Origin of the sequence: Cryobacterium sp. HLT2-28 (assembly GCF_004402495.1) — a bacterium.
In the GTDB taxonomy this organism is placed as follows: Bacteria; Actinomycetota; Actinomycetes; order Actinomycetales; family Microbacteriaceae; genus Cryobacterium; species Cryobacterium mannosilyticum.
The window spans coordinates 336,430-360,756 of record NZ_SOFH01000023.1 but is presented as its reverse complement, the minus strand read 5'-3'; the positions used below and the strand labels follow the sequence as shown (position 1 = coordinate 360,756).

26 protein-coding genes and 1 tRNA gene are annotated in these 24,327 nt (G+C 66.5%); 17 read left to right on the top strand and 10 right to left on the bottom strand.

Annotated elements, in window-relative coordinates:
• Positions 1 to 20: 20 nt before the first annotated feature.
• Positions 21 to 626 (bottom strand): TetR/AcrR family transcriptional regulator, encoded by a 606-nt coding sequence (locus E3O48_RS13165; protein WP_134539404.1) that lies wholly within the window; start codon positions 624 to 626, stop codon positions 21 to 23.
• A 96-nt stretch (positions 627 to 722) separates the two neighbouring features.
• Between E3O48_RS13165 and E3O48_RS13160 the strand changes: the two genes are divergently transcribed.
• Together E3O48_RS13160 and E3O48_RS13155 are read left to right on the top strand one after the other, a co-directional pair.
• Complete coding sequence (locus E3O48_RS13160) at positions 723 to 1,757, top strand: NADP-dependent oxidoreductase (protein WP_134539402.1); 1,035 nt, start codon at positions 723 to 725, stop codon at positions 1,755 to 1,757.
• Between the two features lie 71 nt (positions 1,758 to 1,828).
• A complete protein-coding gene (locus tag E3O48_RS13155) occupies positions 1,829 to 2,536 on the top strand; it encodes a type 1 glutamine amidotransferase domain-containing protein (RefSeq protein WP_134539400.1) in 708 nt (235 codons plus the stop codon).
• Between the two features lie 18 nt (positions 2,537 to 2,554).
• Here E3O48_RS13155 and E3O48_RS13150 read toward each other — a convergent pair whose 3' ends face one another.
• Positions 2,555 to 3,661: an aminotransferase class V-fold PLP-dependent enzyme gene (locus tag E3O48_RS13150; protein WP_134506014.1), complete on the bottom strand. Its 1,107-nt coding sequence runs from the start codon at positions 3,659 to 3,661 to the stop codon at positions 2,555 to 2,557.
• Between the two features lie 81 nt (positions 3,662 to 3,742).
• Here E3O48_RS13150 and E3O48_RS13145 point away from each other — a divergent pair, with 81 nt between their 5' ends.
• From E3O48_RS13145 to E3O48_RS13125, 6 genes are all read left to right on the top strand, one after another.
• Positions 3,743 to 4,462: a LysR family transcriptional regulator gene (locus E3O48_RS13145; protein WP_241982527.1), complete on the top strand. Its 720-nt coding sequence runs from the start codon at positions 3,743 to 3,745 to the stop codon at positions 4,460 to 4,462.
• Positions 4,347 to 4,712 (top strand): LysR substrate-binding domain-containing protein, encoded by a 366-nt coding sequence (locus E3O48_RS18075; protein ID WP_241982545.1) that lies wholly within the window; start codon positions 4,347 to 4,349, stop codon positions 4,710 to 4,712. The genes E3O48_RS13145 and E3O48_RS18075 overlap by 116 nt, the downstream gene beginning before the upstream one ends.
• 12 nt (positions 4,713 to 4,724) lie before the next feature.
• The gene (gltX, locus tag E3O48_RS13140) at positions 4,725 to 6,245 is read left to right on the top strand and encodes a glutamate--tRNA ligase (protein ID WP_134539398.1); all 1,521 of its coding nucleotides are present in this window, start codon (positions 4,725 to 4,727) and stop codon (positions 6,243 to 6,245) included.
• 79 nt (positions 6,246 to 6,324) lie between these two features.
• Positions 6,325 to 6,396: transfer RNA gene (locus tag E3O48_RS13135), tRNA-Gln, on the top strand.
• Positions 6,397 to 6,570: 174 nt separating this feature from the next.
• Complete coding sequence (locus E3O48_RS13130) at positions 6,571 to 6,780, top strand: AlpA family transcriptional regulator (protein WP_241982526.1); 210 nt, start codon at positions 6,571 to 6,573, stop codon at positions 6,778 to 6,780.
• 432 nt (positions 6,781 to 7,212) lie between these two features.
• Positions 7,213 to 7,887: a haloacid dehalogenase type II gene (locus tag E3O48_RS13125; RefSeq protein WP_134539396.1), complete on the top strand. Its 675-nt coding sequence runs from the start codon at positions 7,213 to 7,215 to the stop codon at positions 7,885 to 7,887.
• Between the two features lie 177 nt (positions 7,888 to 8,064).
• Here the strand turns inward: E3O48_RS13125 and E3O48_RS13120 are convergent, their stop codons facing one another.
• Complete coding sequence (locus E3O48_RS13120; RefSeq protein ID WP_134539394.1) at positions 8,065 to 8,310, bottom strand: hypothetical protein; 246 nt, start codon at positions 8,308 to 8,310, stop codon at positions 8,065 to 8,067.
• Positions 8,311 to 8,461: 151 nt separating this feature from the next.
• On the opposite strand from E3O48_RS13120, the gene E3O48_RS13115 reads away from it, so the two are divergent.
• From E3O48_RS13115 to E3O48_RS13085, 7 genes are all read left to right on the top strand, one after another.
• A complete protein-coding gene (locus E3O48_RS13115; protein ID WP_134539392.1) occupies positions 8,462 to 9,199 on the top strand; it encodes an ABC transporter ATP-binding protein in 738 nt (245 codons plus the stop codon).
• Positions 9,196 to 10,098: an ABC transporter permease gene (locus E3O48_RS13110; protein ID WP_134539390.1), complete on the top strand. Its 903-nt coding sequence runs from the start codon at positions 9,196 to 9,198 to the stop codon at positions 10,096 to 10,098. The genes E3O48_RS13115 and E3O48_RS13110 overlap by 4 nt, the downstream gene beginning before the upstream one ends.
• Positions 10,091 to 11,062: an ABC transporter permease gene (locus E3O48_RS13105; RefSeq protein ID WP_134539388.1), complete on the top strand. Its 972-nt coding sequence runs from the start codon at positions 10,091 to 10,093 to the stop codon at positions 11,060 to 11,062. Before E3O48_RS13110 ends, E3O48_RS13105 begins: the two co-directional genes overlap by 8 nt.
• On the top strand, positions 11,059 to 11,625 hold the full coding sequence (locus E3O48_RS13100; RefSeq protein ID WP_134539386.1) for a hypothetical protein: 567 nt from the start codon (positions 11,059 to 11,061) through the stop codon (positions 11,623 to 11,625). Before E3O48_RS13105 ends, E3O48_RS13100 begins: the two co-directional genes overlap by 4 nt.
• Before the next feature lie 27 nt (positions 11,626 to 11,652).
• Positions 11,653 to 12,333 (top strand): response regulator transcription factor, encoded by a 681-nt coding sequence (locus E3O48_RS13095; RefSeq protein WP_134505985.1) that lies wholly within the window; start codon positions 11,653 to 11,655, stop codon positions 12,331 to 12,333.
• Positions 12,333 to 13,283 (top strand): HAMP domain-containing sensor histidine kinase, encoded by a 951-nt coding sequence (locus tag E3O48_RS13090; protein ID WP_134539384.1) that lies wholly within the window; start codon positions 12,333 to 12,335, stop codon positions 13,281 to 13,283. Before E3O48_RS13095 ends, E3O48_RS13090 begins: the two co-directional genes overlap by 1 nt.
• 143 nt (positions 13,284 to 13,426) lie before the next feature.
• On the top strand, positions 13,427 to 13,720 hold the full coding sequence (locus tag E3O48_RS13085; RefSeq protein ID WP_134539382.1) for a hypothetical protein: 294 nt from the start codon (positions 13,427 to 13,429) through the stop codon (positions 13,718 to 13,720).
• 917 nt (positions 13,721 to 14,637) lie between these two features.
• Here E3O48_RS13085 and E3O48_RS13075 read toward each other — a convergent pair.
• From E3O48_RS13075 to E3O48_RS17685, 4 genes are all read right to left on the bottom strand, one after another.
• Positions 14,638 to 15,075 carry a VOC family protein gene (locus E3O48_RS13075; RefSeq protein WP_134539381.1) on the bottom strand — a complete coding sequence of 146 codons (438 nt, stop codon included), beginning with the start codon at positions 15,073 to 15,075 and terminating at the stop codon, positions 14,638 to 14,640.
• 231 nt (positions 15,076 to 15,306) lie between these two features.
• The gene (locus E3O48_RS13070; protein WP_134539379.1) at positions 15,307 to 15,900 is read right to left on the bottom strand and encodes a GNAT family N-acetyltransferase; all 594 of its coding nucleotides are present in this window, start codon (positions 15,898 to 15,900) and stop codon (positions 15,307 to 15,309) included.
• 25 nt (positions 15,901 to 15,925) lie between these two features.
• Entirely contained in the window at positions 15,926 to 16,096 is a 171-nt protein-coding gene (locus E3O48_RS18370) for a PLD nuclease N-terminal domain-containing protein (RefSeq protein WP_370250068.1), read from the bottom strand.
• A 273-nt stretch (positions 16,097 to 16,369) separates the two neighbouring features.
• Positions 16,370 to 16,540, bottom strand: coding sequence for a hypothetical protein (locus tag E3O48_RS17685; RefSeq protein WP_166788706.1), 171 nt, complete (start codon positions 16,538 to 16,540; stop codon positions 16,370 to 16,372).
• Positions 16,541 to 17,045: 505 nt separating this feature from the next.
• Here E3O48_RS17685 and E3O48_RS13060 point away from each other — a divergent pair.
• Positions 17,046 to 17,474 carry a GNAT family N-acetyltransferase gene (locus E3O48_RS13060; RefSeq protein WP_134539377.1) on the top strand — a complete coding sequence of 143 codons (429 nt, stop codon included), beginning with the start codon at positions 17,046 to 17,048 and terminating at the stop codon, positions 17,472 to 17,474.
• Positions 17,475 to 18,916: 1,442 nt separating this feature from the next.
• On the opposite strand, the gene E3O48_RS17680 is transcribed toward E3O48_RS13060, so the two are convergent.
• Together E3O48_RS17680 and E3O48_RS13045 are read right to left on the bottom strand one after the other, a co-directional pair.
• A complete protein-coding gene (locus E3O48_RS17680; protein ID WP_166788705.1) occupies positions 18,917 to 20,215 on the bottom strand; it encodes a DUF6114 domain-containing protein in 1,299 nt (432 codons plus the stop codon).
• Positions 20,216 to 20,317: 102 nt separating this feature from the next.
• On the bottom strand, positions 20,318 to 20,914 hold the full coding sequence (locus E3O48_RS13045; protein ID WP_134539371.1) for a DUF6230 family protein: 597 nt from the start codon (positions 20,912 to 20,914) through the stop codon (positions 20,318 to 20,320).
• Between the two features lie 399 nt (positions 20,915 to 21,313).
• Here E3O48_RS13045 and E3O48_RS13040 point away from each other — a divergent pair, with 399 nt between their 5' ends.
• Positions 21,314 to 22,825, top strand: coding sequence for an amino acid permease (locus E3O48_RS13040; RefSeq protein ID WP_134539370.1), 1,512 nt, complete (start codon positions 21,314 to 21,316; stop codon positions 22,823 to 22,825).
• A 36-nt stretch (positions 22,826 to 22,861) separates the two neighbouring features.
• Here E3O48_RS13040 and E3O48_RS13035 read toward each other — a convergent pair whose 3' ends face one another.
• The gene (locus E3O48_RS13035; protein WP_134539368.1) at positions 22,862 to 24,061 is read right to left on the bottom strand and encodes a CdaR family transcriptional regulator; all 1,200 of its coding nucleotides are present in this window, start codon (positions 24,059 to 24,061) and stop codon (positions 22,862 to 22,864) included.
• Positions 24,062 to 24,327 lie beyond the last annotated feature (266 nt).

The window sequence follows — 24,327 nt, the reverse complement described above, 5'->3', positions numbered from 1 at the left end:
CCGGGCTTGCCGCCTGATCGTCAGGCGGAGCCGGGGAACCAGTACCGGATCTGGACCGTCGCCGTGTCGAGCAGCGCCAGCGATTCGGCCGCGTTGACGCGGGCGAGCAGCATGGCGCTCATCCCCAGCGACGCGAGGGTGCGGGCGCGCTCGGGGGCGCGGTCCGGCCCGGAATCTCCCGCTGCGACGGCGGCCGCCCGGAGGGCGTCCTGAAGGGTGTCCGTCAGTTCGGACCGGTAGCCGTCGACGACCTGGCGGGCCAGGTCGTCGCGTCCGGCGAGGCCCGCGGCACAGTTCACCAACAGGCAGCCGCGGCGCGGGGAGTCCTCCGGCAGGGCGGAGACCGCCCACCGGAGGTCGTCGAAGTAGGCGAGCAGCGAGACCCGGCCGATCCCCGGCCCGGTCAGGATCCTCAGCCGCGGCCGGATGACGGTGCCCTGGTAGTCCTCGACCGCGGCGTCGAAGAGCCCACGCTTGCTGCCGAAGGCGTGGTAGATGCTGGATCTCTTCAGCCCGGTCGCCTCTTCGAGGTCGGCGAGCGAGGCCGCGTCGAAGCCCTTGTCCCAGAACAGGTCCCTGGCCGCCTGCACGACGGAGGTGCGGTCAAAGCTCTGCAGCCGTCCCATGGTGTTTCCTCCGTATTCCCTGTGAGCGGTTTTGTGTATCGCTCAGTACACAATATATATTAGACCATCCGTTACAAAATAGCAGAGGAGCCCCCCATGGCCTCGTCCATCACCAGCACCCAGATCCAGCTCGTCGCCCGCCCCGCCGGCTGGCCGACGGATTCCGACTTCGGCACCATCCGCATCGACCTGCCCGAGATGAGCCCCGGCCAGGTTCGCGTGGCCAACGAGTTCGTCTCCGTCGACCCCTACATGCGCGGCCGGATGAACGACGCCAAGTCTTACTCCGCCCCCTACGCTCTGGGTGAGACCATGACCGGCGGAGCCGTCGGGCGCGTCGTCGCCTCGGCCTCCGACACGATCGGCGTCGGTGACGTGGTGGTGCACCAGTTCGGTTGGCGCGACCTGGTGCAGGAGGACGCCGCCGGGTTCCGGGTCGTCCCCGAACTCCCCGGTGTGCCGATCTCGGCCTACCTCGGCGTTCTGGGCATGACGGCGCTCACCGCCTACGTGGGCCTGCTCGAGGTCGCCGGCCTGAAGGAAGGCGACACCGTTTTCGTCTCCGGCGCGGCCGGGGCCGTTGGCAGCATGGTGGGACAGATCGCGCGGCTCAAGGGGGCCAAGCGTGTGATCGGCTCCGCAGGGTCGGCCGAGAAGGTCGCCCTCCTCACCGAAAAGTACGGCTTCGACGCCGCCTTCAACTACAAGGACGGCGACATCGCCGGACAGCTCGCCGCCGCAGCTCCGGAGGGAATCGACGTCTACTTCGACAACGTCGGGGGGGAGCACCTGGAGGCGGCACTGGCCAGCTTCAACGACGGCGGACGCGCCGCCCTCTGCGGCGCGATCTCGGTGTACAACGACACCGAGGCGGCCGGCGGACCCCGCAACATGGCGAACATGATCGGCCGCGGGCTGACCCTCAAGGGCTTCATCGTGGGCAATTACGTGCAGCACTTCGCCGCGTTCTCCACCGATATGGCCGGCTGGCTCGCCTCGGGTGAAGTCGTCTTCGACGAGACCGTGGTCGACGGGATCGACCACGCGGTCGACGCCTTCCTCGGCCTCATGCGCGGCGAGAACACCGGCAAGATGGTCGTCCGCACGGGCGAGCTCGTCCCGGCCGTCTGATCGTCACGCACAATTCCCCGCACGATTCCACCCACGACTTCACGCACGAATCCACCGAAAAGGGAAAACTCATGACCCACGTACTCTTCGTTGTCAGCGCCGCTGACCACTGGACCTTGAACGACGGCAGCCTGCACCCCACCGGGTACTGGGCCGAGGAACTCGCCGAACCGCACCGCCTCTTCACCGAGGCCGGCTGGAAGATCAGCATCGCCACCCCCGGCGGCGTGGCCCCGACGATCGACGCCGTCAGCCTTCGCCCCGAATCCGCCGGGGGAGAGGACCGCGCCGCCCAGATCATCGACTACATCGGCACCATCTCGGGCGAGCTCGACGAGCCGCAGAGCCTCGATGCCATCGACGTGGCCGACTACGACGTGGTGTTCTACCCGGGCGGACACGGCCCGATGGAAGACCTCGCCGTCGACGCGGTCTCCGGCCGGATCCTGACCGAAGCCCTCGACACCGGCCGGATCCTCGGCGTGCTCTGCCACGCCCCGGCTGCTCTGCTCGCCGCGAAGCGCTCCGACGACAGCTGGCCGTTCACCGGCTACCGGATGACGGGCTTCACCGACGCCGAGGAGGTGCTCGGCGGCCTGGCCCCGAAGGCGCCGTGGCTCGTGCAGAGCCGCCTGGTCGAACTGGGCGCCGATTTCATCGCCGGCGATTCGTTCGCCCCGCACATGGAGATCGACCGCAACCTGTACACCGGGCAGAACCCGGCCTCTTCGGCCGAGCTGGCCCGGGCGATCATCGCCGCCGTCGCCGACAAGGAGTAGCAGCAGGATTGGTCGGGGTCACCGGCGCAGTGCCGCGAGCACGGCGTCGACGTCGCCCAGGTCGTTCCAGAGATGGAACGCCACCCTGGCCCGACCGGCCCGGCCCGACGCCGTGATCCCCGCGGCGGCGAGGCCGGCCAGGTCGCTGCCGTCGGCATCCGCCCAGGTCACGATCGCCTGACCGTTCGCGGGAATGCCGAGGCCCCGGCAGAGCGCATCGCCGAGACCGGCGTCGTGGCGCCGCACCTGCTCGAGATCGAGCGAGGCGACGAACGCCAGGGCTTCCCGGGCTCCGACCCAGGCCGGCCAGGCGGGGGACACGTCGAAACGGCGGGCGTCCTCCGCCAACGCCATCTCAGGTCCGTAGCAGGACTGCCACGGATCCTCCCCGGCATACCAGCCTGCCTGGCTCGGCCGGAGCCGGGCGGCGAATTCGGGGAGCACCGTCAGGAACGCCGCACCCCGCGGCGCGCCGAGCCATTTGTAGGCGTGGCAGATCGTGGCGTCGAAGTCGCCGGCGGCCACCGGCATCCAGCCGGCCGCCTGCGTGGTATCGCAGAGGGTGAACGTTCCGTGGGCACGGGCCGCGCGGGTGATGCCGTCCGCGTCGGCGAGTCGCCCGGTCGCGGACTGCACCAGCGAGAACGCCACCAGCCAGGTGTCGGCCGTGACCATTCCCGCCAGGTCGTCGAGCGCGGCGTGCCGCACCCGAACCCCGCGGTGGGCCTGCTGCAGGAACGGGAACACCATCGAACTGAAGTCGCCGTCCACGCAGAGCACCTCGGCGCCGTCGGGCACCGAAGCCGCGACCATCGCCGCCAGCACGGATGCCTGCGATCCGATCGCCACGGCCCCGGCCGGAACGCCGACGAGTGCCGCGTAGCTCCGCCGGGCGGCCGCGATGTCGGCCGCGTAGCCGGCCGGGCAGGCCTCGCCGCGCGCCCACCGCTCGCCATCCTCGCGGAGCGCCGTCACGGTGCCGATCGTGGGCAGGCCGAGCGTGCAGGCGGCCAGGTAGCGCCCCATGATCGGAGCGTACGCTGCCTTCGCCTGCACCACGGTGAGAGCGGCGGCCGGGATGGGCGGCGTGGGCAGGGACGGCGTGGACAGGGACGGAACGGGCATGAGTCCATCGTCCCCGTGCCCTTTTCATTCGACAATCCCCGGTATCTGATTGAATCCATAAGCAATGAGTATGATTACGACATGACGCTCACCCGGCCGGAGGCCCTCGATCTCGACTCCCAGGCGCTGCGGGTCGTGCAACGAATCGCCGAACTGGGCTCGATCACCGCGGCGGCGCGCTCCCTCGGCTACAGCCAGCCGGCGGTGAGTCAGCAGCTCAAGCGGCTCGAGGCCCGGATCGGCATGCCGGTCGTCAGCCGGGTCGGCCGCGGCGTGCGCCTGACCGAGGCCGGCCGCATCCTCAGCCGCTACGCGGTCAGCGTCACCACCGCCCTCGACGCGGCGGCCGGGGAGCTCGGCGAGCTCGCCGGGCTGCGGTCGGGGCGAGTGCGGCTCGCCTCCTTCCCCTCGGCGTCGTCGACGATCGTGCCGACCCTGCTGCGGGAGCTCGCGACCGTGCACCCGGGCCTGCAGTTGAGCTATCGCGAGGCCGAACCGCCCGAGGCCGTGCAGTTCGTGCGCGACCAGGCAGCGGACCTCGCCATCACCTTCAGCTATCCGGGCGACCCGGGCGACCCGCACCGGTCCAGCGCCAGGGGCCTCGCGGTGCTGCCGCTCTGGCGGGATGAGATGCTCGTGGTGCATCCCGGCCGCGCATCCGCTCGCGACCCGCACCGTGGTCGACCTGGCCGACCTCGCGGCGGAGAACTGGATCGCCGGCTGCCCCCGCTGCCGGGCGCACCTGCTTGCCCTTGCGGAGCCGCGCGGGTATCTGCCCCGCATCGCCCACGAGACCGATAACTTCGTCGCGGTGTTCGGCCTGGTCGCCGCCGGTCTCGGGGTGGCGCTCGTGCCCACCCTGGCCGTGGCGGCATCCGCCCTGCCGCCGGGCGCGGTGGCCCGGCCGACTTCGGGCGGCGACTTCCGCACCATCCACCTCGTCGCCGCTTCCGGCTCCGACCTGATCCCGGCGGTGGCGGCCACGACCCGGGCCATCACCGGGCTGGACGAGGGCGTCTGGGCCCTCTCGGGGGTGGAACGCCTTCGCTAGGATGAACAGCGTATGTCTACGACACCAGCACACCCATTCTCGACCGCGACCGGCACCGATGTGCGCGTGCGGTTCTGCCCATCTCCCACCGGAACGCCGCACGTCGGCCTGGTGCGCACCGCGATGTTCAACTGGGCCTACGCCCGGCACACCGGCGGAACGTTCATCTTCCGGGTGGAGGACACCGACCCGGCGCGCGACACCGAGGAAAGTTCCGTGCAACTTCTCGAAGCCCTGCGCTGGCTGCGCCTCGACTGGGACGAGGGCGTCGACGCCGGCGGACCGCACGGACCGTACCGGCAGTCCCAGCGCTACGACATCTACCGGGACGTCATCGCCAGGCTCACCGAGTCCGGCCACATCTACGAGAGCTTCGCCACCGGCGAGGAGATCGAGGCCCGCAACGTGTCGCTCGGCCGCGACGCGAAGCTCGGCTACGACAACTTCGAGCGCGACCTGACGGACGCGCAGAAGGCCGCGTACCGCGCGGAGGGTCGCTCGCCGGCGCTCCGGCTCAAGGTCCCCACCGAGGACATCACGTTCGACGACCTCGTCCGCGGCGAGATCACCTTCCCGGCCGGCTCGTTCAGTGACTTCGTCGTCGTGCGGCCCAACGGGCATCCGCTCTACCCGTTCGTGAACCCGGTCGACGACGCCCTGATGGGCGTCACCCACGTGCTGCGCGGCGAGGACCTGCTCTCGTCGACCCCGCGGCAGATCGCGCTCTACCACGCGCTGATCGAGATCGGCCTGACCGACTTCGTGCCGCGCTTCGGCCACCTGCCCTACGTGATGGGCGACAAGAACAAGAAACTCTCCAAGCGCGACCCGGAGTCGAACCTGTTCCTGCACCGCGAGCGCGGGTTCATCCCCGAGGGCCTCGTCAACTACCTGTCGCTGCTCGGCTGGTCGCTCTCGCACGACCGCGACGTCTTCTCCGTCGAGGAGATGGTGGCCGCGTTCGACGTGGTCGACGTCAACCCGAACCCGGCCCGGTTCGACCTGAAGAAGGCCGAATCGATCAACGGCGACCACATCCGTCTCCTCGACCCCGCCGACTTCGCCGCCCGGCTCGTGCCGTACCTGGCCGCCGCCGGGATCGTCACCGAGCCGCTGACGGATGCCGAACGGGCCATCCTCGAGGCCGGCGCGCCCCTGATCCAGGAACGCATCGCCCTGCTCGGCGAGGCCCCAGGCATGCTCGGCTCGCTCTTCATCTCCGGCGACGCCCTCGTGCACGAGGCCGACGCGCTCGCCTCGCTGCCGGCGAACACCGCGGAGATCCTCGCGGCGTCGGCTGCGGCGCTGCGTGACATCCCCGAGGCGGAGTGGGCGCACGAGCTCGTGCACACGACCCTGGCCGCGACGCTGATCGAAGGGCTCGGGCTCAAGCCGCGGATCGCCTTCGGGCCGCTCCGGGTGGCCGTGTCCGGACGCAAGGTCTCGCCGCCCTTGTTCGAGTCGATGGAGATCCTCGGCAAGACCGAGTCCCTTGCCCGGCTCGACGCTTTGGCGGCCGTTCGGGCCGGCTGACGCCGATGCGCGCGTCGGTTTGTCCTCTTCCCGTCGGTAGGTTAGAGTTACAAACCGGCCCGCTCTTCGGAATGGGCATTGGGGTATGGTGTAATTGGCAACACGACTGATTCTGGTTCAGTTGTTCTTGGTTCGAGTCCAGGTACCCCAGCACTAACAGGCGCAGGATTCCGCGGCGAATCAGCCATCGCCCATCCCTCCTTCGAGGCCCGCCTCTGTGACCAGAAACGGCCCAATAACCCCCGTGCGGGGTCGCCCTGGCGTTCTGATGCCCGGGTTAATACGGACCCGTCCCGACCGAGTCGGGCTGATCACGGCTTCGGTCGTGCGCCTCCTGGGTATGGACGCGATGACGCAGATCACGCCGACGTTCCTCACGCAGCGGGAACTCTCCGAGTTGCTCCGGCCGCCCGAGCGCACACTGGAGGATTGGCGCCTGACGCACTCGGGGCCGCCGTACCTGAAGCTCGGCCGGCACGTGCGCTACGACGTCCACGACGTGCTCAGCCGGGTCACCGAGCACCGACATGGTTAGGCCGCGGATCCCAGCCGGTGAGCTGGGCACCATCATCGTCGGACTGCTTCCGAGCGGCCGGTACCGGGCCCGCGCATCCGCTCGTGACGACAGCGGAGCCCTGCATCGCCTCGCTGCGGTGGCCGAGACGGGGGAGGATGCGCGCGCCGATGTCCGCCGGCAGGCGATGGCTTTGTCCACGGGTGGTTCCGGGGCGCTCTCGCCGTCGAGCACGATCGCCGACGGTCGAGCTCTGGCTCGCCCAGATCCTCACCCGCGACGTGGACATCATGACTCAGCCGCCGATCCTCATCGTCAACGGCACGATCGTCAGCCCCCGCCGGGCGATGTCCCCTCGACCAAGTAGGGCTCGAACAGATACGGTCGAATGCGAGGGTGTGAGCTTCTCGTTGACCGCAACGTGCCAGATGTGCCGACCCCGGAGAGCCGAAAATGAACACACCACCGTCAGTGATCGTTTTCGATGTCAACGAAACCCTCTCGGACATGTCGCCCCTGAAGACCCGATTCGGTGACGTTGGCGCGCCGGACTATCTCGCCCGGGTTTGGTTCGCCGCCCTATTGCGGGACGGGTTCGCCCTCGCAGCAGCAGGTGGCAGTGCGAAATTCGCGCTGATCGCCGCCGACGTCCTGCGCGAGGTCCTCCGCGACGTCGCCCTGACCCGGAGCCTGGACGCCGCCGTCACCCACGTCATGGACGGCTTTGCGGGATTGAACCTGCACGTGGACATCGCAGAAGGGATCCGGGCGCTGAGAGACGCGGGATTCCGGCTCGTGACCTTATCCAACGGGTCCGCCCAGGTGGCCGAGACCCTTCTCACCAGGGCGGAGATCCGGACCGACTTCGACGTCCTCCTCACGGTCGAGGACGCCCCGGCATGGAAGCCCGTCCGTAGCGCCTACAGCCACGCCGCGGATGCCTGCGGGGTTCAGCCGGAGGACATGCTCCTGGTCGCCGTGCACCCCTGGGACATCCACGGGGCGGCCCAAGCAGGCATGCGCACCGCCTGGCTGAACCGAACGGATGCGGCCTATCCCCGCTACTTCACCGCACCGGATTACACCGTTTGCACCCTGAGCGAGCTTGCTTCACGTTTGCTGACTTAGACTTCGGAATTCAATGTCAAGGTGAGGCGCCAGCTGCCGTGCCCAACATTTGAATGGTCAGGTAGGCGGACTCGCCCCATCCGCTGTTCATCCCGTCGAGGTAGAGCAACGGCCCCACCGACTCACGCACGACCCCATGCATGAATGTGAATGCGGCCGACAAGAGACCGAGCGCGCTCAGGCTTCGGCGAGTGACACTGCCCATGCGGGGGCGAGGGCATCTGAGACGGCGAAACCCGCCACGACGAACGCGATCCCCATGATGAAAAGTACGACCCCGGCGAGGGGGTAAAACTGCGGATACTGGCGCAGATAATCGAGGCTCACTGCGTGGTTATCGGTGTCGTCGAAGCCGAGGACCGGCGGCAACAGCTCGAGCGCAAACCACGTGATCCCTCCGAGCCCGGCAATGATGACCGCCATTCCAGTTGTCGGTCAGGTTCTCGGTGATCAGGGTGCCGACGACGCTGATCAGCACCACGGCGAGCCAGTAGATCGCGAAAGCGCCACCGGAACAGGGCGTGGAGAATGGGTTCTCATCGTGGTCTCATGGTGCGGTCAATAGCGTCGATGTATGACTACTTCGGCAATCTCGACGTCGGCCTTGTCGAGGGCTTTCGGCACGCATCGGGCTCTCGTGGGTCTCACCCTGAATGTTCCCGCCGGCGAGGTTTTCGGGCTGCTCGGCCACAACGGCGCGGGAAAGACCACCACGGTGAATCTGCTCACCACACTGTTGGAGCCCTCCTCCGGTGACGCAACGATCAACGGTCACAGCGTGACGGCGGATGCGGCGGGCGTGCGCCGCTCGATCGGGTATCTGCCCGAGAACGTCCAGTTCTACGACGACCTGACCCTGCTGGAGAATCTGCGTTTCTTCGCCCGACTCTCCGGCCTGCGCCGCCCGGATGCCCGCATCCGGGACGTGCTCTCATTCTTGGATTTTGAGGGCCACGACAACCAGAAGATAGGAATGTTCAGCAAGGGAATGCGCCAGCGAGTCGGTATCGCCCAGGCCGTGCTGCACGAACCCGCGGTGTTGTTTCTGGACGAACCGACGTCGGGGCTGGACCCGGAAGGTGTGCGCACCCTGCGGGAAACGATCGTGCGCCTCAACCGCGAATTCGGCATGACCGTGTTCATGAACACCCACCTGCTGTCCGAGGTCACCAAGACCTGCACGAGCATCGGCATCCTCAATCACGGGGCACTGGTGCACCACGACTCGCTGGCGAACACGCTGGCAGCGTTCCCGGCCGAAGACTCCCTGGAAGACATCTACTTCCGTCTCGATGTCACCTCCCCATCGTGACCACGCTCCTGACCAGCGCCCGGCACGAGGTGCTCTGCATTCTCCGCGCCGGAGTCGCCCTGCTCCTGCTCGCGGTATTCCTGTGCATGGTGTCACTGTCGTCCGTGATCGGCTGGATCACCAACACCACGGTCACCCGTGTCTACGAGAAGGTCCTGACCGATGGGCTCACGACGGCCCCGAATCCGTTCACCGCCGTTTCCCCTCTCTATTACGCGCGAAACTCGGTTATCTACGTTGTGCTGATCGGCGCGCTCCTGGCAATCGTGCTGGGGGTTCAATCCACGCTGCGCGACCGCAAGTCGACCACCTCCGACCTCGTGCTCAGCCGCCCGGTGAACACGATCTCCCGCCTCGCCGGAACGCTGGTGGGCCTCGGCGTCGTCATCGCCGCGGTCCTTCTCCTCAGCACCGTGATCAGTTGGGGCTCGATCAGCATCATTGTCGGCGCCCCACTCGGGCCGGACCCTTCCCTGCGACTGGCGGTGTTCGCTGCCCTGTCCTGGGCGTTGATGATGATTTTCGCTCTCCTCGGGATGCTCACCGGGCTGCACAGCCGGAAGGAAACCACGGCCCTGCTGGTGCCGTTCGTGGTGTGGAGCGCGGTGACGTTCGTGCTGCCGCAGATCGGCGCGAACGCCCGGCCCGTCGCACTCCTGAACCCCGTGCCCGCGCTGATCACCACGGGAACCAACTCGTTCGACCTCGTCGGGGCCATCACGGGCCCGTTCGCGATCACCGAGCAGTTCAAACGAGCCGCCGGCATCGCACTGCAGGACGAGAGCCTCACGGGCAGCCCGACCGCCAGCATCGTGCTTTTGGGCGCGTTCTTGATGGCAATGACCTGGATTGTGCTGGCGACCTCGCGCCGACAGCTGAGGAGTGGTCTCAATGAGTGACACCTGGACGGTGGCCGGCAAGGAGTTGCTCGACCTGCGCCGCGACCGGCTGTTTGCGATCCTGATCGCCTTCCTGGCTGTGGCCACCCTCATCTCCGTGGCCGTCGCCTCGGCCGACTTTCGAAACCAGCAGGGCGCCTACAACCTCTACGTGGCCAACCTGGTGAAGAGCGGAACCTCCATCGCTCCGGCGGCGCCGCAGCTCTTTCCGCTGAAGCTGCTGCGTGGCGGGATCGAATACCTCGAAATCCTCGGGGCACTCTTCGCGATCGTGCTCGGCTACGAAACGATCGCCAAGGAAAAGCATCGCGGCACCCTGGCACTGGTCCTCAGCCGCCCGCTCGGACGGTTCTCTTTCGCCGGCGGCAAGATGCTCGGCCTGTCGATCGCCTGGCTGGGCGTCGTCTCCGCGCTCACCGTGGTGTCACTGCTCGCGGTCGTCACGATCGGCCAGGCACCGATCCGAGGCAGTGACGTGGCCCGACTCCTCGTAAGTAGCGGCTTCGCCTGGCTCTACCTGGTGTTCTGGACCGCCCTCACGGTCGGCTTGACGGCACTGTCGACCCGGCTCAGCACCGGACTCATCCTCGCCCTCATCATCTGGCTCGCGTTCGTACTGATCATTCCGCAGATCGGCGACACCATGGATCCTGACAACCAGGTTCCCGGTGGACTGTTCGCCACCCTCCGGATCAAGAAACCGGACGAGCTCGCCGTGCTGGCCCAGTTCTCCGCCTTCGACGGCATCCGGAACGGCCTCGAAGTGTCCTCGGTGACCAAACACTTCGAACGCCTCACCTTCGCGTTCCTCGGCATCAAAGACCAGTACAACCAACAACCCCTCGGCCTGGTCTGGGTTGCGATGTTGCCCTACTCCATCACCCTTACGGCGGCGACCTTCGCCTCCGTCGTCTTCGCCGCCCTCGCAACGACGAGACGCACTCTGCAAAGGACGCACTCATGAAGTGGAAGATCATCCTCCCCGTGGCCCTCGTCGCCCTCGCCAGCGCCGGCGTCATCGCACTGTCACAGGTCAACGCCCCGGCCAGGCCGGCCGCCACCGACACGTCCCCAGCCGCTAGGGGCACGGTTCTGCCCGTGGAATCAAACCCGATCACCAATACGAGCACCACACCCGGACTCACGATCGTGTCCGCCGCAGCGGAAGACAACGCCGACCCGGCCACTGGAAAAGCCATCGCGGACCGCCTCCAGGTCATGGTCGGCAACACCACCAGCCAGCCGTTGACAAACGTGGAGACCTACTATGTGATGACCGATGCCACCACCGGTGCACAGGAGGCCTACTACCTTGCGTTGGACGGCCTCACCCTCGCCCCAAACAGTGAGACCATGATTTCCTTCGATAACGAAACCGGTGCCGGCCACTACCCGGAGAACAAGTTCAGCCTGTACCGCAGTTCGAAGAATCAGGTCGACTTCACCATCCAGGTCAGCGCCGGCGGCGTTCAGGCCGCCAACGGAACCGCAACCAAGGGAGCAGGAACCGGTGAGCAACCCGACTGACACCTCCAGCTTCACCCCGGGCGCCGCGTGAAGGTCCTCGTGGTCGAGGATGACGTCCGCATCGCGGACGTCATCCGGCGAACCCTCACCGAGTCCGGTTACGCCGTCGACGTGGCCCACACAGCGCCCGACGGCGTGCAAGCCTTCGAAATCGAAACCTACGACCTGGTCGTGCTCGACCTCATGCTTCCCGGCCTGCCTCACGGGGGCATGGACGTGTGCCGGCGCATCCGGGTCATCAACAACGACGTACCGGTGCTCATGCTCACCGCCCTCGACTCCATGCGCACCAAGGTAGAGGGGCTCGATGCCGGGGCCGACGACTACCTCGTCAAACCATTCCACCTCGTCGAGTTGCTCGCCCGGGTGCGCGCACTGCTCCGCCGTTCACCGAGAGCACTCGCCCCCACCCTCCACGCGCAAGGGGTCACCCTTGACCCGGCTACCCGCACCGCCGTGCGCGCCGGGCGCACGATCGTCCTGACTGCAAAAGAATTCTCCGTGCTGGAATACCTCATGAGCAATGCCGGCACGATCATCAGCACCACCGAGCTGATCGACCACTCCTGGGACAGCAACTACGAGGGATTCAGCAACGTCGTGCAGACCTACATCCGCTACCTGCGCCAGAAACTCACCCTCCCCGGTGAGACCGACATCATCGAAACCCGGCGCGGCGCCGGCTACCTGATCCACGCCGACACCTGATGTTCCGCCGCGCCACCCTCCGCCTCACCGTCACCTACACCGTCGTGCAACTCGTCCTCTTCGGAGCGTTCGCGATCGGCATCTACGCGTTCGTCACCGGCACCTTTGACTTCGATGCCGCCGAATCCGACGGCGCGGGCGCCCTGAACGCGGCCGAGCAGGGATTCGCCAACCTTCGCACCGGACTGCTCATCCTCTATTCCGTACTGCTCGTGCTCATTCCCTTCTCCAGCTACCTCATGGCCCGTGCTGCCCTCGCCCCCCTGCAGAAAAGCTACGACCTCCAACAACGATTCGTCGATGGCGCCTCCCACGAAATGCGCAGCCCACTCAGCGTGGTGCAGGGCGAACTCGAACTGGCCCTCCTCAAGCCCCGCACGCCGGCCGAATACGAGCACGCCATCAGGGTCTCCCTCAAGGCCGTCGACGGTCTGACCCACCTGGCCAATGACCTGCTCCTGCTCTCCCGAGGCAACGAGGCAGACCTCGAGGACGCCTACGAGCTCGTCGACCTCGACGCGCTCGTACGGCAGGACCTGGCTGACCGTTCAGACAATCCCGTCGACGTCGGCCGCCTGACTGCCGAGTATGGCGGCAACACGATCGTGCGTGGTTCGCCGGCCCTACTCGCCCGAGCGATCGCCAACGTCATCGACAACGCACTCAAATTCACGGCCAGCCCGGGAACGGTCACCGTCCATACCAGCACCCGAAACGGCACCTGCACCGTCCAAGTGCACGACATCGGCATCGGGATGAGCGAAGACGACAGACGCCACGCCTTCAACCGCTTCTGGCGCTCCGACCAGGCCAGGGTGCACCCAGGGCACGGCCTCGGCCTCTCGCTTGTGCAACAAATCATCGAAGCACACCACGGTCAGGCCAGCCTCACCCCGCGCCCAGGCTGCGGAACCATCGTTACCCTGAGCCTGCCAGCACCCGACGCATAGTCCCCGGATCGACTGGCGAACTCGTCGACGTCATCCGCGAAGGGCCAGACCTCCTGGCTCTCACGCCCATCTCACCGGCCCCTCTCTAGCGTGTGGATATGGTCACGCGTTCGTGTGACCGATCCCTCGAAAGGCAGACCAACATGGAAAAGAAGACCAAGATTGCCGGAGGCGCAGCAGTCGCCATTGCCATCGCTATCGTCGGCGGCATTACCCTCACCGGAGCAGCCCAGGCCACACCGACAACCCCGTCATCTAGTACTCCGACCGGCGCCACGGCCGGCGACAACGACAACGTGCAGAACGAGGTCGAAGACGGCACAAACGACGGCGAAACCGCCGACGAAACCGGCGACGAAACCAGCACCGGGTCCGGCACCGACAACACCTCCGACGACATCAACGGCGTCGCCGTCGAAGACGGCACTCAGGACTAGACCGTCTCTCCGACGGATGGCCGGCGCTGGCGCCGGATTCACCACCGGCCATTCGTTCGCGAGATCACGCCCACCCGGAGCGCACCCAGTGGAATCAGAATTCGCCGTCTTTGTTGTCTGATTGACGGGGCAGAGGGCAGCGGGCAGCGGGCAGCGGGTGATTCTTTGTGGACCAAACCGCGCTGAAGACTTCACAACCCGACGCAACCGGTCTCCGTCTGACTTGCGGTTACTGTTTGCGTCTCGTCGGCCACACGGCTAAAGAACACGTGACAGATCACAAACCCCACACCAGCCGGGCAATGTTCGCCGTTGTTGTGTGTCTGCAGTCCTGATGCAGAGCGGGCGTACACTCGGCGGCAGGGCTGAACGGAGCCGTTCCTCGGCCGGCCGCCACGTTGGGGCGAGTGGTAGTTCGGGCGGGGAGCTGTGCAGTCGGCTGGATGGGTCACACGGTTGGACGCTGCGGGCAGACAAGAGGAAGGTGGACACCATGAACGGGGACGCGGACGAGAGCGTTGAGGAGGACGAGCCTGGTCCAGTTGCCGCGGTCCCGCCGGACCGCTGGCGAGCTTTACCGGCTCGGGTGCGAGTGGAGGACCAGAGCACGTCCGTGCCGGCTTCGGATGCACCGGACCCTGAGGGTGGCAGGAACCCTGACAATGACTGGCTGCTCCGGGGCGTGTGAACCGGCGTGCAAATCCAATGAAGTGGCAGGGGCGGTTGTGACAGTGCGTTGTCTGGTCGGGGACCCAACGGTCTCCTGGAGTCGCTAGCCAGTCACGTGCAGTGGCGATTCCCGAAACCCAGCGACCGTTGCACAGCAGGATCCGTGGCCGGGCACGAAGTGCGGACCGACTGTCGCGATCGCGCCATGATCGAGTACGTTAACGCAGTCCGATTGGAATGAACGGCCGTTAGCCCTTCGTCAGATCCTGGGCGAGCATCACGAGGATCCCGCTCGGACCGCGGAGATATGTCAGCTTGTAGACGTCCTGATAGGTCGCCACGCCGCGAAGCGGATAGCAGCCGTGCTTCGCGGCTCGTTCAAGCGCTGTCTCGATGTTGTCGACGGAGAACGCGATGCGGTGCATTCCGATCTCGTTGGGGAGAGTGGGTTCAGTCTCGATCGCGTCGGGGTGAAGGTACTCGAAGAGCTCGATCTGACCATGACCGTCTGGTGTTTTGAGCACCGCGATCTTGGCGTGGTTGCCGTCGAGGCCAACGGCGGTGTCGGCCCAATCGCCACTGATCGTGTCACGACCGGTGACCGTGAGCCCAAGGTCGGTGAAGAACGCGATAGTCGCGTCAATGTCGCGGACGGCGATCCCTACATTTTCCAGTTTGATAGGCATACTTCGCATGATACCGAGGCAGCCTGCTGGCCTTGCAGCGCGCCTGCTTGCATGGCCCGCAAGCCGAACCCTCAACGGGGAGGGTAGCCCCGGAGGGATCGGTCGAGTTGTCGGGGGAGCTTCGAGTTCATTCAGAAGAGTGCCGGAGTATCGATGTTGCGGGATCCCAAGGGGGGCGACCGAAGGCGCCGCGACGCGGACCTGACGCGGCCGATCGGCGCGAACCCGGCGTCAGCCGCGGGCCGGCGGGATCGTCTTGCGCATCACGGTCTTGCTCTTGCCGATGTGACGCTCGAACGTGAATCCCGCCTTCTCGAACATGGTCCGCGTGCCGTTGTGGAGGAACGAGGACGACGTCCTCTTGCCTGGCGCGAGTTCGTTGGGGAACGAGACCACCTCGCCCCCGCCGGCCCGCGCGATCAGCTCCAGCGCGCCATCCAGCGCCTCCCGCGCCACTCCCGAGCGTCGGTGGTCGCGGTCGACGAAGAAGCAGGTGATCCGCCACGGGGCCGGCTTGGTCTCGCCCGCGTCATACTCCTTGCGGTGGTAGATGCCCGGCGGTTCGACTGGGCTGCCGTACTCGCACCAACCGATCGCGGCGTCACCGTCGAAGACGAGCGCGGCATGTGCGACGCCCTCCACCACAAGTCTCTGCTTGAACGTCGGCCCGTCGTACTCGCTCTTGACGGTGTGCTCCGTGTCGTCGTGGAAATACGAGCAGTAGCACCCGCCCCAGACCCCGTTGTGCTTCTGCGCGAGCGCCAGCCACGCCGGGAAGGTCACGGGAGTGAGCGCTTTGATCACGTGCGAAATTGTCACGCCCACCTCCGGGGTTGTCTCGGGAACGAGTTCAAAAAGGTCGGGAAGCAGGCTTCGTCGCAGGGGACTCGGCGACGCCGAATGGGTGTGGCCCGGCGAAGTACCAAACGAGTGCGCCCAGCAGAGGCGCGAATACGACGGCGATCATCCAGAGGGCTTTCTCCACCTCGGACAGGTCGCGGGTTCGCGCGATCTGGGCGATGGCGTACGCGATCGCAGCGACGTAGAGGACGGCGACGACGGATGCGAGAGCGACTGCAAATGCGACTGGATTGTCTATGACGGTTCCGTTCGTTTGGATACTTCAAGATAGGACCCCCGTGAAGATGCGTCTACGGAACCCTCTCCGGAACGCTCACTTGTGCTGAACGATGAAGAGGGTGTCCGAATGATGAGCAGCTCATCGCCGCTCCCGCGGGTTTGTGGGAAGTCGTCCACACGGGATGATCAGCCGGAGGCGGCCGTCCAAGGCGGCTCAGTCCACCTCGCTTTGCCACGCTCCATCCATCACCTCGGCGGCGTATCTGCGCTCCGCTTCTGAGACTGACTCGTCAATGAAATTGGCAACAAGCCAATCCGACCGATAGCCCGAGGATCCGAGAGACCGCGCGGCAGCGGCGGCGTCGTTCTTGGACGCGAACTTCATCAGCACCATTTGACCCGAACCCCACGCCGACGCGCAGGGAAACTCTGCCTCGCATATCGATGCTGTGACGTCGTTGGCTCCGGCGAGAAGGGGGATTCCGATCCCGGGGCCTTCCTCGCCCACAAAGTATTCGGGCTGAAGGTCAACCCGTGAGTCCCGAAGTAGGAGCCACCCGGCCACTGCCGCCAAGCACAGCACCGCTAGTGCGGCCGCGGCAAGCACAGCAACGATGCGGCGGCCGAGTCGGTGCGGAAGTCCAGAATCCAAAGCGTCCCCCAATAGCTGCACGGATGAAATTCCACGGTAGAGGCACAGTGACATCTTGGGGACTTCGTGTCAATCAAGCCCGCTCGTGAGCGCGATCGGGAGGGCGTCCGTCGGATCGGATCGGTAACAAAAGAATGATGTCACCGAGGTAATTGCTGAGGGAACCCCTAGCGGGAATGTGCGTTGCTGCCCGGTGAATGTTTGGGCGCAGTTCGCTCAGGACCGATTAGATGGGGGGATGGATTCGAATTATCGGTTCTCTGCCGACGTTGCCGAGATAGACCGTGACCAGGTGCATCGCTGGATCAGCGAGCAGTCTTATTGGGCGCCGGGGCGCTCGCGTGCCAGGCAGGATGCGGCGATAGACGGCTCACGAAACTTTGGCGTCTACGACACAGAATCGAACAAGCAAGTCGCCTACGCACGCGTCATCACGGATGGAGTGACTTTTGCATGGCTCTGCGATGTATTCGTCGACCCCGAGGTTCGCGGTCGGGGCATTGGCGGTGTGCTCATCGCGGGGGTCCTGGAAGAGTGTGAGCCGCTTGGTCTGAGGCGCATCGCTCTCTCGACCTACGATGCCCACGGCGTCTATTCCAAGTTAGGTTTCACCGCTTTGGATATTCCCGAGACGTGGATGGAACGCATCGGTAACCCGCGCGCTTAGGAGACAGCAGACCAACACCGCGCCGCTTTAGGTCGTGTCGGGTCTCACGAATGTACCCCCGAGGGAACGCTTGCCAGCGACTACCTATCGAAGCCGGGCGTTGGGTTGAGTATCCAGGGACACGGCCATAAGCTGTGGCCAACCGAGGGGGCATCGGGGAATCGGTGTTAGACCTTCCGTCTCTTCCCGTCATCCGTTTCAGTCGTTTCGTGCGGCTGGGACGAGGTCCAAGAGAGGCATCTCGCAGTGGAGATTGTGAACGCATTTGCTGGGGCTGTGCTCTCATTGGTCGTCCTTGGCATCGCGTTCTATGCACTCCTTCTGGCATCCAAGCTGTTCAGATACTGGCGACTAACGCGCTCGTCAGATCGGGCGACGATCCGGCAAGAACGTGCCGAGGCGAGGATTCGGGATTCGCTGCAACTAGCGGGGTTCAAGAAGTCAGAAATCGAAGACGCTCTCCGTGAGTTGGCGGACCGCCGACAGCTCAGAAGTAAGATGCTGAACGTCTGCGCGAGGGGGGACAAATGTCGAAGAGAGCAGTTCGTGTTCGAAGTCTCGCGATTCCGGCCGGAGTGGTCGGGGTCGTTCTACTGGTCATGTCCTATGGGTTAGCGACGGTGGGTGACTTTCGTCTCGCGTACGACCGTTGCACATACGCTGCGCTGCCGTCTGGAGCGCTTCGGGCGGAGGGGAGCTTGGTCGATTCCTTCGCGTCGGCCGTTCCGATCGGATATGGCTGCACCTGGACGGCGGCAGAAGGAGGCACGGTCTCGTCGACAATCACGAACTGGTCACTCACCACGGGGGCCGGTCTTGGCCTGCTCCTCGTCGTTGTTGCCGGGTTCGCATTGTCGCGCGCGGCCCTGGCGGCGTTGCCGGCTACGAGGCGTATCGCACCCGGAACACATCGGCCAAGCTGACGGCTTGCGGGCGCAGCTGGAGATCGTACGCTTCTCACCGAGGCGACCCTTCTGGCGCGACGAGCCCCGTTCACAGTCCGCGGCACCGGGCACCGGGCACCGGAGGTACGACCGGTAGTCCTTTCGTTCCTCATAGAGTGAACGTGCGCTCGAGTCAGCGCTTCGACCGCCGTTTGCTGCGCTACCCGTCTGCGTGAGAACGGATGCGACCCACTTCATCGCCCGACCCATTGAGCGCAGAATTCGTCGGAGGAGAGCCCGTGGGACAGACAGACCATAATGACCAGAATCGACCCGTACTCATCCGTGTCAGCGCGTGCACTGCATCAATGAGAACAGCGGAAAACCGCGGTATTCAGTATGCCGCGGGCGGCGGGCTGGCCAGTTGGGGTCACGAAGTCACCACTCCAGTTCCATCTGCGCCCGCAGTCGCGTGCTCACTGGCGCATGGGCTATGTAGCGCCGATGTCCTGGGGAGGACATCCTTTGTCCCCAGATAAGGGCGCACATCGCCCGCGGTCAGCCGACCGACATGGCGGCACCGGCCAAGGTCGCCGTGACGCTCGACACGGTGACGAGCGCGACGGTCGCACTCGTGAGCGACGGCAGGTCGGCATTCAGCGGTGGCGGCGTCGACGGATCGAAGGCGACCGGGGTGCCGTCGGTGAGGTTTCCGGAGAGTGACGTGCAGTACATCGTCACGGACCCGCCCAGGATGACCTGCGTCGCGGTCGTGCCGGGTATCCGGACCGCGGGATCGGTCGAGTCGAGCGAGAAGGCATCAAGCCCGACACGGTCTGCGGTGATCTTGAGCACGGTTCTCGGCGAGCCGTCCGCGAGGGTGACCGCCACGGTGCCGATGTAACGCGCGCCCTCGAGGGTGACCGAGGAACTGCGGAGCCGGGCCGCCATGGGGGCGGCTACCGGCGCATCCTGGTCGATGGCCGCCGGAGGAAGTGTGGCCGGCGGGGTGACGGATGGTGCGGGTGCCGCCGCGGGGGGCGCCGTGGTCGGGGCGGGCGGGGGAGCGACCGTCGGGCTCGGAGTCGCTGTCGGTGCAGGAGTCGGAGTCGGAGCCGGTGTCGAGACCTGCGGGTCAGGCGCTGCCGGGGTCGTGACTCCGGGGTCCGCGAACGACGGGCCGGTGGCCAGGCCTGCGGAAGACGCACCGAGAAGCATCGCGAGCGCGACGATTGCGAGGGCGTGGCCCTGCCGTCTCCGGGCCGGTGAAGCCGACACCCTGTCGAGGAAGGACGCGGCCCGCATCCCCGTCTGGCCGGTCGTCACCGGCGTGGGAGGCTCGACACCCGACTCCGAGGGGGAGCGGAAGGCAGGGAATTCCAGATCTATCAGTGCGAGCCCGACCGGGTCGTGCGGGGCGGCGTCATCCGCGGGTTCGGGGGAGTCTGCGGTCGGAGCGCGCCGCGGCATCCAGGACACGGCCATGACCCCGCCGATGAGACCGAGGAGGGTTCCGATGAAGAATCCGCCGAGGTTGACGCCGACGAGAGCGTAGATCGAGAACGTGAGGGACATGACTCCGTAGAACATGCGGTGGGCCGGCATCGCGAGGATGAGCACGCCGAGGGTGATCAGGGCGACCGGCAGGATCATCGCCTGCATCCCCTCGATGCCCACCTGGATGCGGATGTTGCCGAGGTCCAGTTGCCCGGAGAACAGCATCTCGATTCCCGCGACGGCTATCAGCAGACCGCCGATGGCCGGCCGCGTCCGGTACCACCGGCCGAACCGGGAACCAGCGCCTGGTTCATCCGGGCCTGCTGCTGCCATCGTCGTCGCGCGTCGAAAAATGTTCACCCGATTGGTTCCTTTGCTGTGGTGGTGGAGCGCCGCAGGTGCCGGCCCGCCACGGGCGGGCCGGCACCCCGGCGAACGGAGCGACTTCTCAGGGGCGTCGCGCTAGAAGCACTTCGTTCCGTTGGTGATCTGCATGTGCAGGCCGTTCAGGGCGAACGTGCCTGCCTGGGTGCTCCAGGCCGTCTGCTTGAGACCGTTGATCGTGATGTGGTCGGCATCCTGGGCGAAATCGCCCGCGGTGCCCTTGGCGGCGGTGTTGACCTTGGAAGCGTCGACACCGATGCGGATGTTGGTGAACGTCGCGTCACCCTGGAGGTCCGTCATCCCGAGCTGCAGGGCACTGGCCTTGGCCGGATTGCCCCCGCCGCCCGCGTTGATGAGCAGACCGAGCGTGCCCAGCGGCGTCACGGTGACGACCGACTGGCACAGGTCCGTCAGCGAGGCCGAGTCGATGTTCGCGATCGCGACCGGATGCATGGTCTTGCCGTCGGCCTGCACGGCAACGCCCGCATACTGTGAGAAGCCGGTCCCGTCGAGCTTGCTGGCGCCGATCTGAAACTGGCTGCCCGACACCGCGAAGGCGACGGGCACGGCGCCCTGCGCGACGCCCGTCATCAGTACCCCCATCACGAGTGTGACGGGGATGACAGCGAGCGTGATGCGACCTGGCCTGGACTGCGTGAGTTTCTTGAACTTCATGGATCCTCCTTGACACATGAGTGTGCGGGCGACTTCGGTATCGCCCGGAGTGCAGAATATTCAGAGTATTGTCGGACTGTCAATAAGGTGCGGGCTGATTGCCGCGAAAGGGGGGTGCGCGAGCTCTGACCGACGAAGCAGAACAGTGGTCGCCCGTTCTGCGAGGAACAGTCGACACCTGTCGAGCACGGGTTCGCCTGTGGCAGGTGAGCGCGCCGAAGCGAACCCCCTCGTTCGGGTCACGCGCGGGCGCCCGCCCCGTCGCCCGTGATTGTGCCCTTAGTGTTGCAACTTCAGTTCCGAGTTGTCCCGGTCGTCACGTTCGTGAAGGCCCCAGCGCGGTTGACGTGGTCGTCCGCTGAGCGGCTGCGTCTGTGCCGTGATGAGGAAAGAAGACCCATGCCTGATCAGAACGACGCGGCCTGCGCCACCGGCACCAGGACCACGCGAACCGGGGCCACGAGCCCCGTCGGTTCGGCCACCACCCCGCACCTGGACCCACCGCTCGCCCGGTCGCTGAGCCGCCGCCACATCCAAATGCTCGCCATCGGCGGAACCATCGGAACCGGCCTGTTCATGGGTGCCGGCAAGACCATCTCCCTCGCCGGGCCGGCCGTCATCTTCGTCTACACGATCATCGGCTTCATGCTCTTCTTCGTGATGCGGGCGATGGGCGAGATCCTGCTCTCCAACCTCGATTACAAGTCCTTCAGCGACTTCGCCGGCGACCTGCTCGGCCCGTGGGCGAGCTTCTTCACCGGCTGGTCATACTGGGCGTTCTGGGTCGTCACCGGGGTCGCAGACATCGTGGCGATCTCCGGCTATGTCGACGTCCTGGCGCCGGGCACGCCGCTCTGGATCCCCGCGCTGCTCACGCCCGTCGTGCTGATCCTGCTCAACCTGCCGAGCGTGAAGGCCTTCGGCGAGGCCGAGTTCTGGTTCGCCCTGGTCAAGGTGCTCGCCATCCTCGCCCTCATCGTCACCGGCATCGTCATGATCGCCACCCACTTCACCTCGCCCTCCGGCGCCGTCGCGGGTCTCGAGAACATCTGGAACGACGGCGGGATGTTCCCCCACGGCGTCGCCGGCTTCGTTCTCGGCTTCCAGATCGCCATTTTCGCTTTCGCCGGAATCGAACTCGTGGGCACCGCGGCCGCCGAGACGAAAGACCCGGAGACGAACCTTCCCCGCGCCATCAACACCATCCCGGTGCGGCTGCTCCTCTTCTATGTGGGCGCGCTGGTCATCATCATGGCCGTCAACCCGTGGCGCACGATCGACCCGGGCAGCAGCCCCTTCATCGGCATGTTCACCCTGGCGGGCCTCGGCATCGCGGCCATCGTCATCAACCTGGTCGTGCTCACCTCCGCCGCGTCCAGCGCCAACTCCGGCATCTACTCGACCTCGCGGATGGTCTACGGCCTCGCCCAGGACGGCAACGCCCCGCGCTCCTTCGGCAGGCTGAGCAGCCGCCGGGTTCCCCAGAACGCCCTGCTGTTCTCCTGCATCTTCCTGCTCGCCGGAGTCGTGCTGCTGTACACGGGGGATTCGTTCATGGGTGCCTTCACCCTCGTCACCTCGGTGGCGTCGGTGCTGACCATGTTCGTCTGGTCGATCATCATGGTCAGTTACCTGGCGTTCCTCCGGCGCCGTCCCCACCTGCATGCCGCGTCGAAGTACAGGATGCCCGGTGCCCGGTTCATGCCGTGGGTGGTGCTGGCGTTCTTCGCGTTCATGCTTTGGGCCCTTGGCCAGGCCGAGGACACCCGCCTCGCACTCGTCGTCGCCCCGATCTGGTTCCTGGCCCTCGGCATCGCCTGGTTCGTCAACCGCAAGGCACCCCTGCAGCAGGCCCGGGTCGAGGAGTGGAAGGCCGAGGCTCGCGCGGAGAAGGCTGCGCTCGTTCGCTGACTGCCGCCGCTGACCCGGCCGGCCGGCCCTGCTGCGTCAGATCCGGGGACGCCGCGACCAGCGGTCGGCCTTCATCGCCAGGTGCAGTTCCAGCCGCACCTGCCCGCCCAACGGGTCGGCCCCGATCAGGGAGCGGATCCTCGCCAACCGGTTGTAGATGCTGCTGCGGTGCAGGTGAAGGCCGGCGGCGACATCCTGCACCGACCCGTCGGTGTCGTAGAGCAACTCCAGCATGGGCAGGAGCTCCCGGTTGGCGTCGAAGTCCTGGAGCTCAGTGAAGTAGACGGACTCGACCGGGGCCAGGTTGCGGCTGGCCGCAGCGAGGAACTGATACACGCCGATCCGGCGGTAGTCGACCACGGCGCCGAGCCGGCTGTCGACGGCGGCGGCCTGCACGGCCTTGCGGGATTGGGCGTAGGCCTCCGGCAGGCGCCGCAGGTCGTGGAAGGCCTCGCTGACCCCCATCAGGTCGGGGCGGGCCGGCGGGCCGCCGCGGCGGGCGATCTCGGCCCCGTACCGGGCGAGGACCTCGGCGTGCACCAGCTTGCCGGGGGAGTCGCGCAGCAGCACGACCGCGTGCGTTTCGGTGCCGGCGCTGAAACGGGCCGCGTCGATGCCGACGGTGGCCTGCAGGGCGGCGATGCGCTGCAGCAGGGCGCCGCCCTCCCTCTCGGCGGCGGGTCTGTCGATCAGGGTCGCGACGTGCCAGGGCCCGGTGGCGTGGATCTGCGGCCAGTCCGCGATCTCGTCGACGGCCACGGCATCGGCGGCGCAGGCGGCCAGGAACAGCGCCTCGCGCTGCCTCCGGTGTTCGGATTCCGCCGTGTTCGTGTCGAGCAGCAGTTCGGCGAGCCGGTCGAGCTGGGTGCGCACGGCCGGCAGCTCGCCGAGGATCGCCTCCGGCGACTCGTCCTGCGATCCCTGCAGGGCCCACAGGTAGCCCACCCGGAAACCGCGCACCAGCAAGGGCACGCACACCCTCCCGAGCATCCCCAGATCCGCGTTGGCGGGCACGACGACCGGTCGCACCGCCGCGGCGATGCCGTGCCGCAGTTGCCAGGCACTCACGTCGGCCGGCACCTTCTTGCTCAACAGGAAGTTGACCCGCACGCTGTCGGCGAGCGGCTGGTCACGGCTGTAGGCGACAAGTCCGCCGTCGAGGTCCTCGAGCGACAGGGCACGGTCCAGACCGGCGGCAAGCGTCTCGACGAGCTCTTCGATTTCCGCCGTCTTCATGGGCTCAATGCTATGCGCCAGCCGGGCCCCGTTTCGGACAACCGGCGACGATTGACGAGCCGAGACTCGACAGTTGTCGAGTGACAAACCCCTGCGGCGTTCCGTCGGCCTCGGCAACGCGTGCCGCGACGGCCCGGCGGGCCGGACCCGGCTGAGGGCAAAACCCCTGAACGGCTGCGGAACGGCCGCCGGGGAGGGGCGGCCGACGGCATCCGGATTCCCCGCTCGCCCTCCGTCGCGGCCGGCGGATGCCCCGCGCCCGGCTT

What these genes read in the sequence shown, in the direction of transcription:
- E3O48_RS13165 (WP_134539404.1), bottom strand. Translation starts at nt 626, where the DNA reads ATGGGACGGCTGCAGAGCTTTGACCGCACCTCCGTCGTGCAGGCGGCC.
- E3O48_RS13160 (WP_134539402.1), top strand. Translation starts at nt 723, where the DNA reads ATGGCCTCGTCCATCACCAGCACCCAGATCCAGCTCGTCGCCCGCCCC.
- E3O48_RS13155 (WP_134539400.1), top strand. Translation starts at nt 1,829, where the DNA reads ATGACCCACGTACTCTTCGTTGTCAGCGCCGCTGACCACTGGACCTTG.
- E3O48_RS13150 (WP_134506014.1), bottom strand. Translation starts at nt 3,661, where the DNA reads ATGCCCGTTCCGTCCCTGTCCACGCCGTCCCTGCCCACGCCGCCCATC.
- E3O48_RS13145 (WP_241982527.1), top strand. Translation starts at nt 3,743, where the DNA reads ATGACGCTCACCCGGCCGGAGGCCCTCGATCTCGACTCCCAGGCGCTG.
- gltX (WP_134539398.1), top strand. Translation starts at nt 4,725, where the DNA reads ATGTCTACGACACCAGCACACCCATTCTCGACCGCGACCGGCACCGAT.
- E3O48_RS13125 (WP_134539396.1), top strand. Translation starts at nt 7,213, where the DNA reads ATGAACACACCACCGTCAGTGATCGTTTTCGATGTCAACGAAACCCTC.
- E3O48_RS13120 (WP_134539394.1), bottom strand. Translation starts at nt 8,310, where the DNA reads ATGGCGGTCATCATTGCCGGGCTCGGAGGGATCACGTGGTTTGCGCTC.
- E3O48_RS13115 (WP_134539392.1), top strand. Translation starts at nt 8,462, where the DNA reads ATGACTACTTCGGCAATCTCGACGTCGGCCTTGTCGAGGGCTTTCGGC.
- E3O48_RS13105 (WP_134539388.1), top strand. Translation starts at nt 10,091, where the DNA reads ATGAGTGACACCTGGACGGTGGCCGGCAAGGAGTTGCTCGACCTGCGC.
- E3O48_RS13100 (WP_134539386.1), top strand. Translation starts at nt 11,059, where the DNA reads ATGAAGTGGAAGATCATCCTCCCCGTGGCCCTCGTCGCCCTCGCCAGC.
- E3O48_RS13090 (WP_134539384.1), top strand. Translation starts at nt 12,333, where the DNA reads ATGTTCCGCCGCGCCACCCTCCGCCTCACCGTCACCTACACCGTCGTG.
- E3O48_RS13085 (WP_134539382.1), top strand. Translation starts at nt 13,427, where the DNA reads ATGGAAAAGAAGACCAAGATTGCCGGAGGCGCAGCAGTCGCCATTGCC.
- E3O48_RS13075 (WP_134539381.1), bottom strand. Translation starts at nt 15,075, where the DNA reads ATGCCTATCAAACTGGAAAATGTAGGGATCGCCGTCCGCGACATTGAC.
- E3O48_RS17685 (WP_166788706.1), bottom strand. Translation starts at nt 16,540, where the DNA reads ATGAAGTTCGCGTCCAAGAACGACGCCGCCGCTGCCGCGCGGTCTCTC.
- E3O48_RS13060 (WP_134539377.1), top strand. Translation starts at nt 17,046, where the DNA reads ATGGATTCGAATTATCGGTTCTCTGCCGACGTTGCCGAGATAGACCGT.
- E3O48_RS13045 (WP_134539371.1), bottom strand. Translation starts at nt 20,914, where the DNA reads ATGAAGTTCAAGAAACTCACGCAGTCCAGGCCAGGTCGCATCACGCTC.
- E3O48_RS13040 (WP_134539370.1), top strand. Translation starts at nt 21,314, where the DNA reads ATGCCTGATCAGAACGACGCGGCCTGCGCCACCGGCACCAGGACCACG.
- E3O48_RS13035 (WP_134539368.1), bottom strand. Translation starts at nt 24,061, where the DNA reads ATGAAGACGGCGGAAATCGAAGAGCTCGTCGAGACGCTTGCCGCCGGT.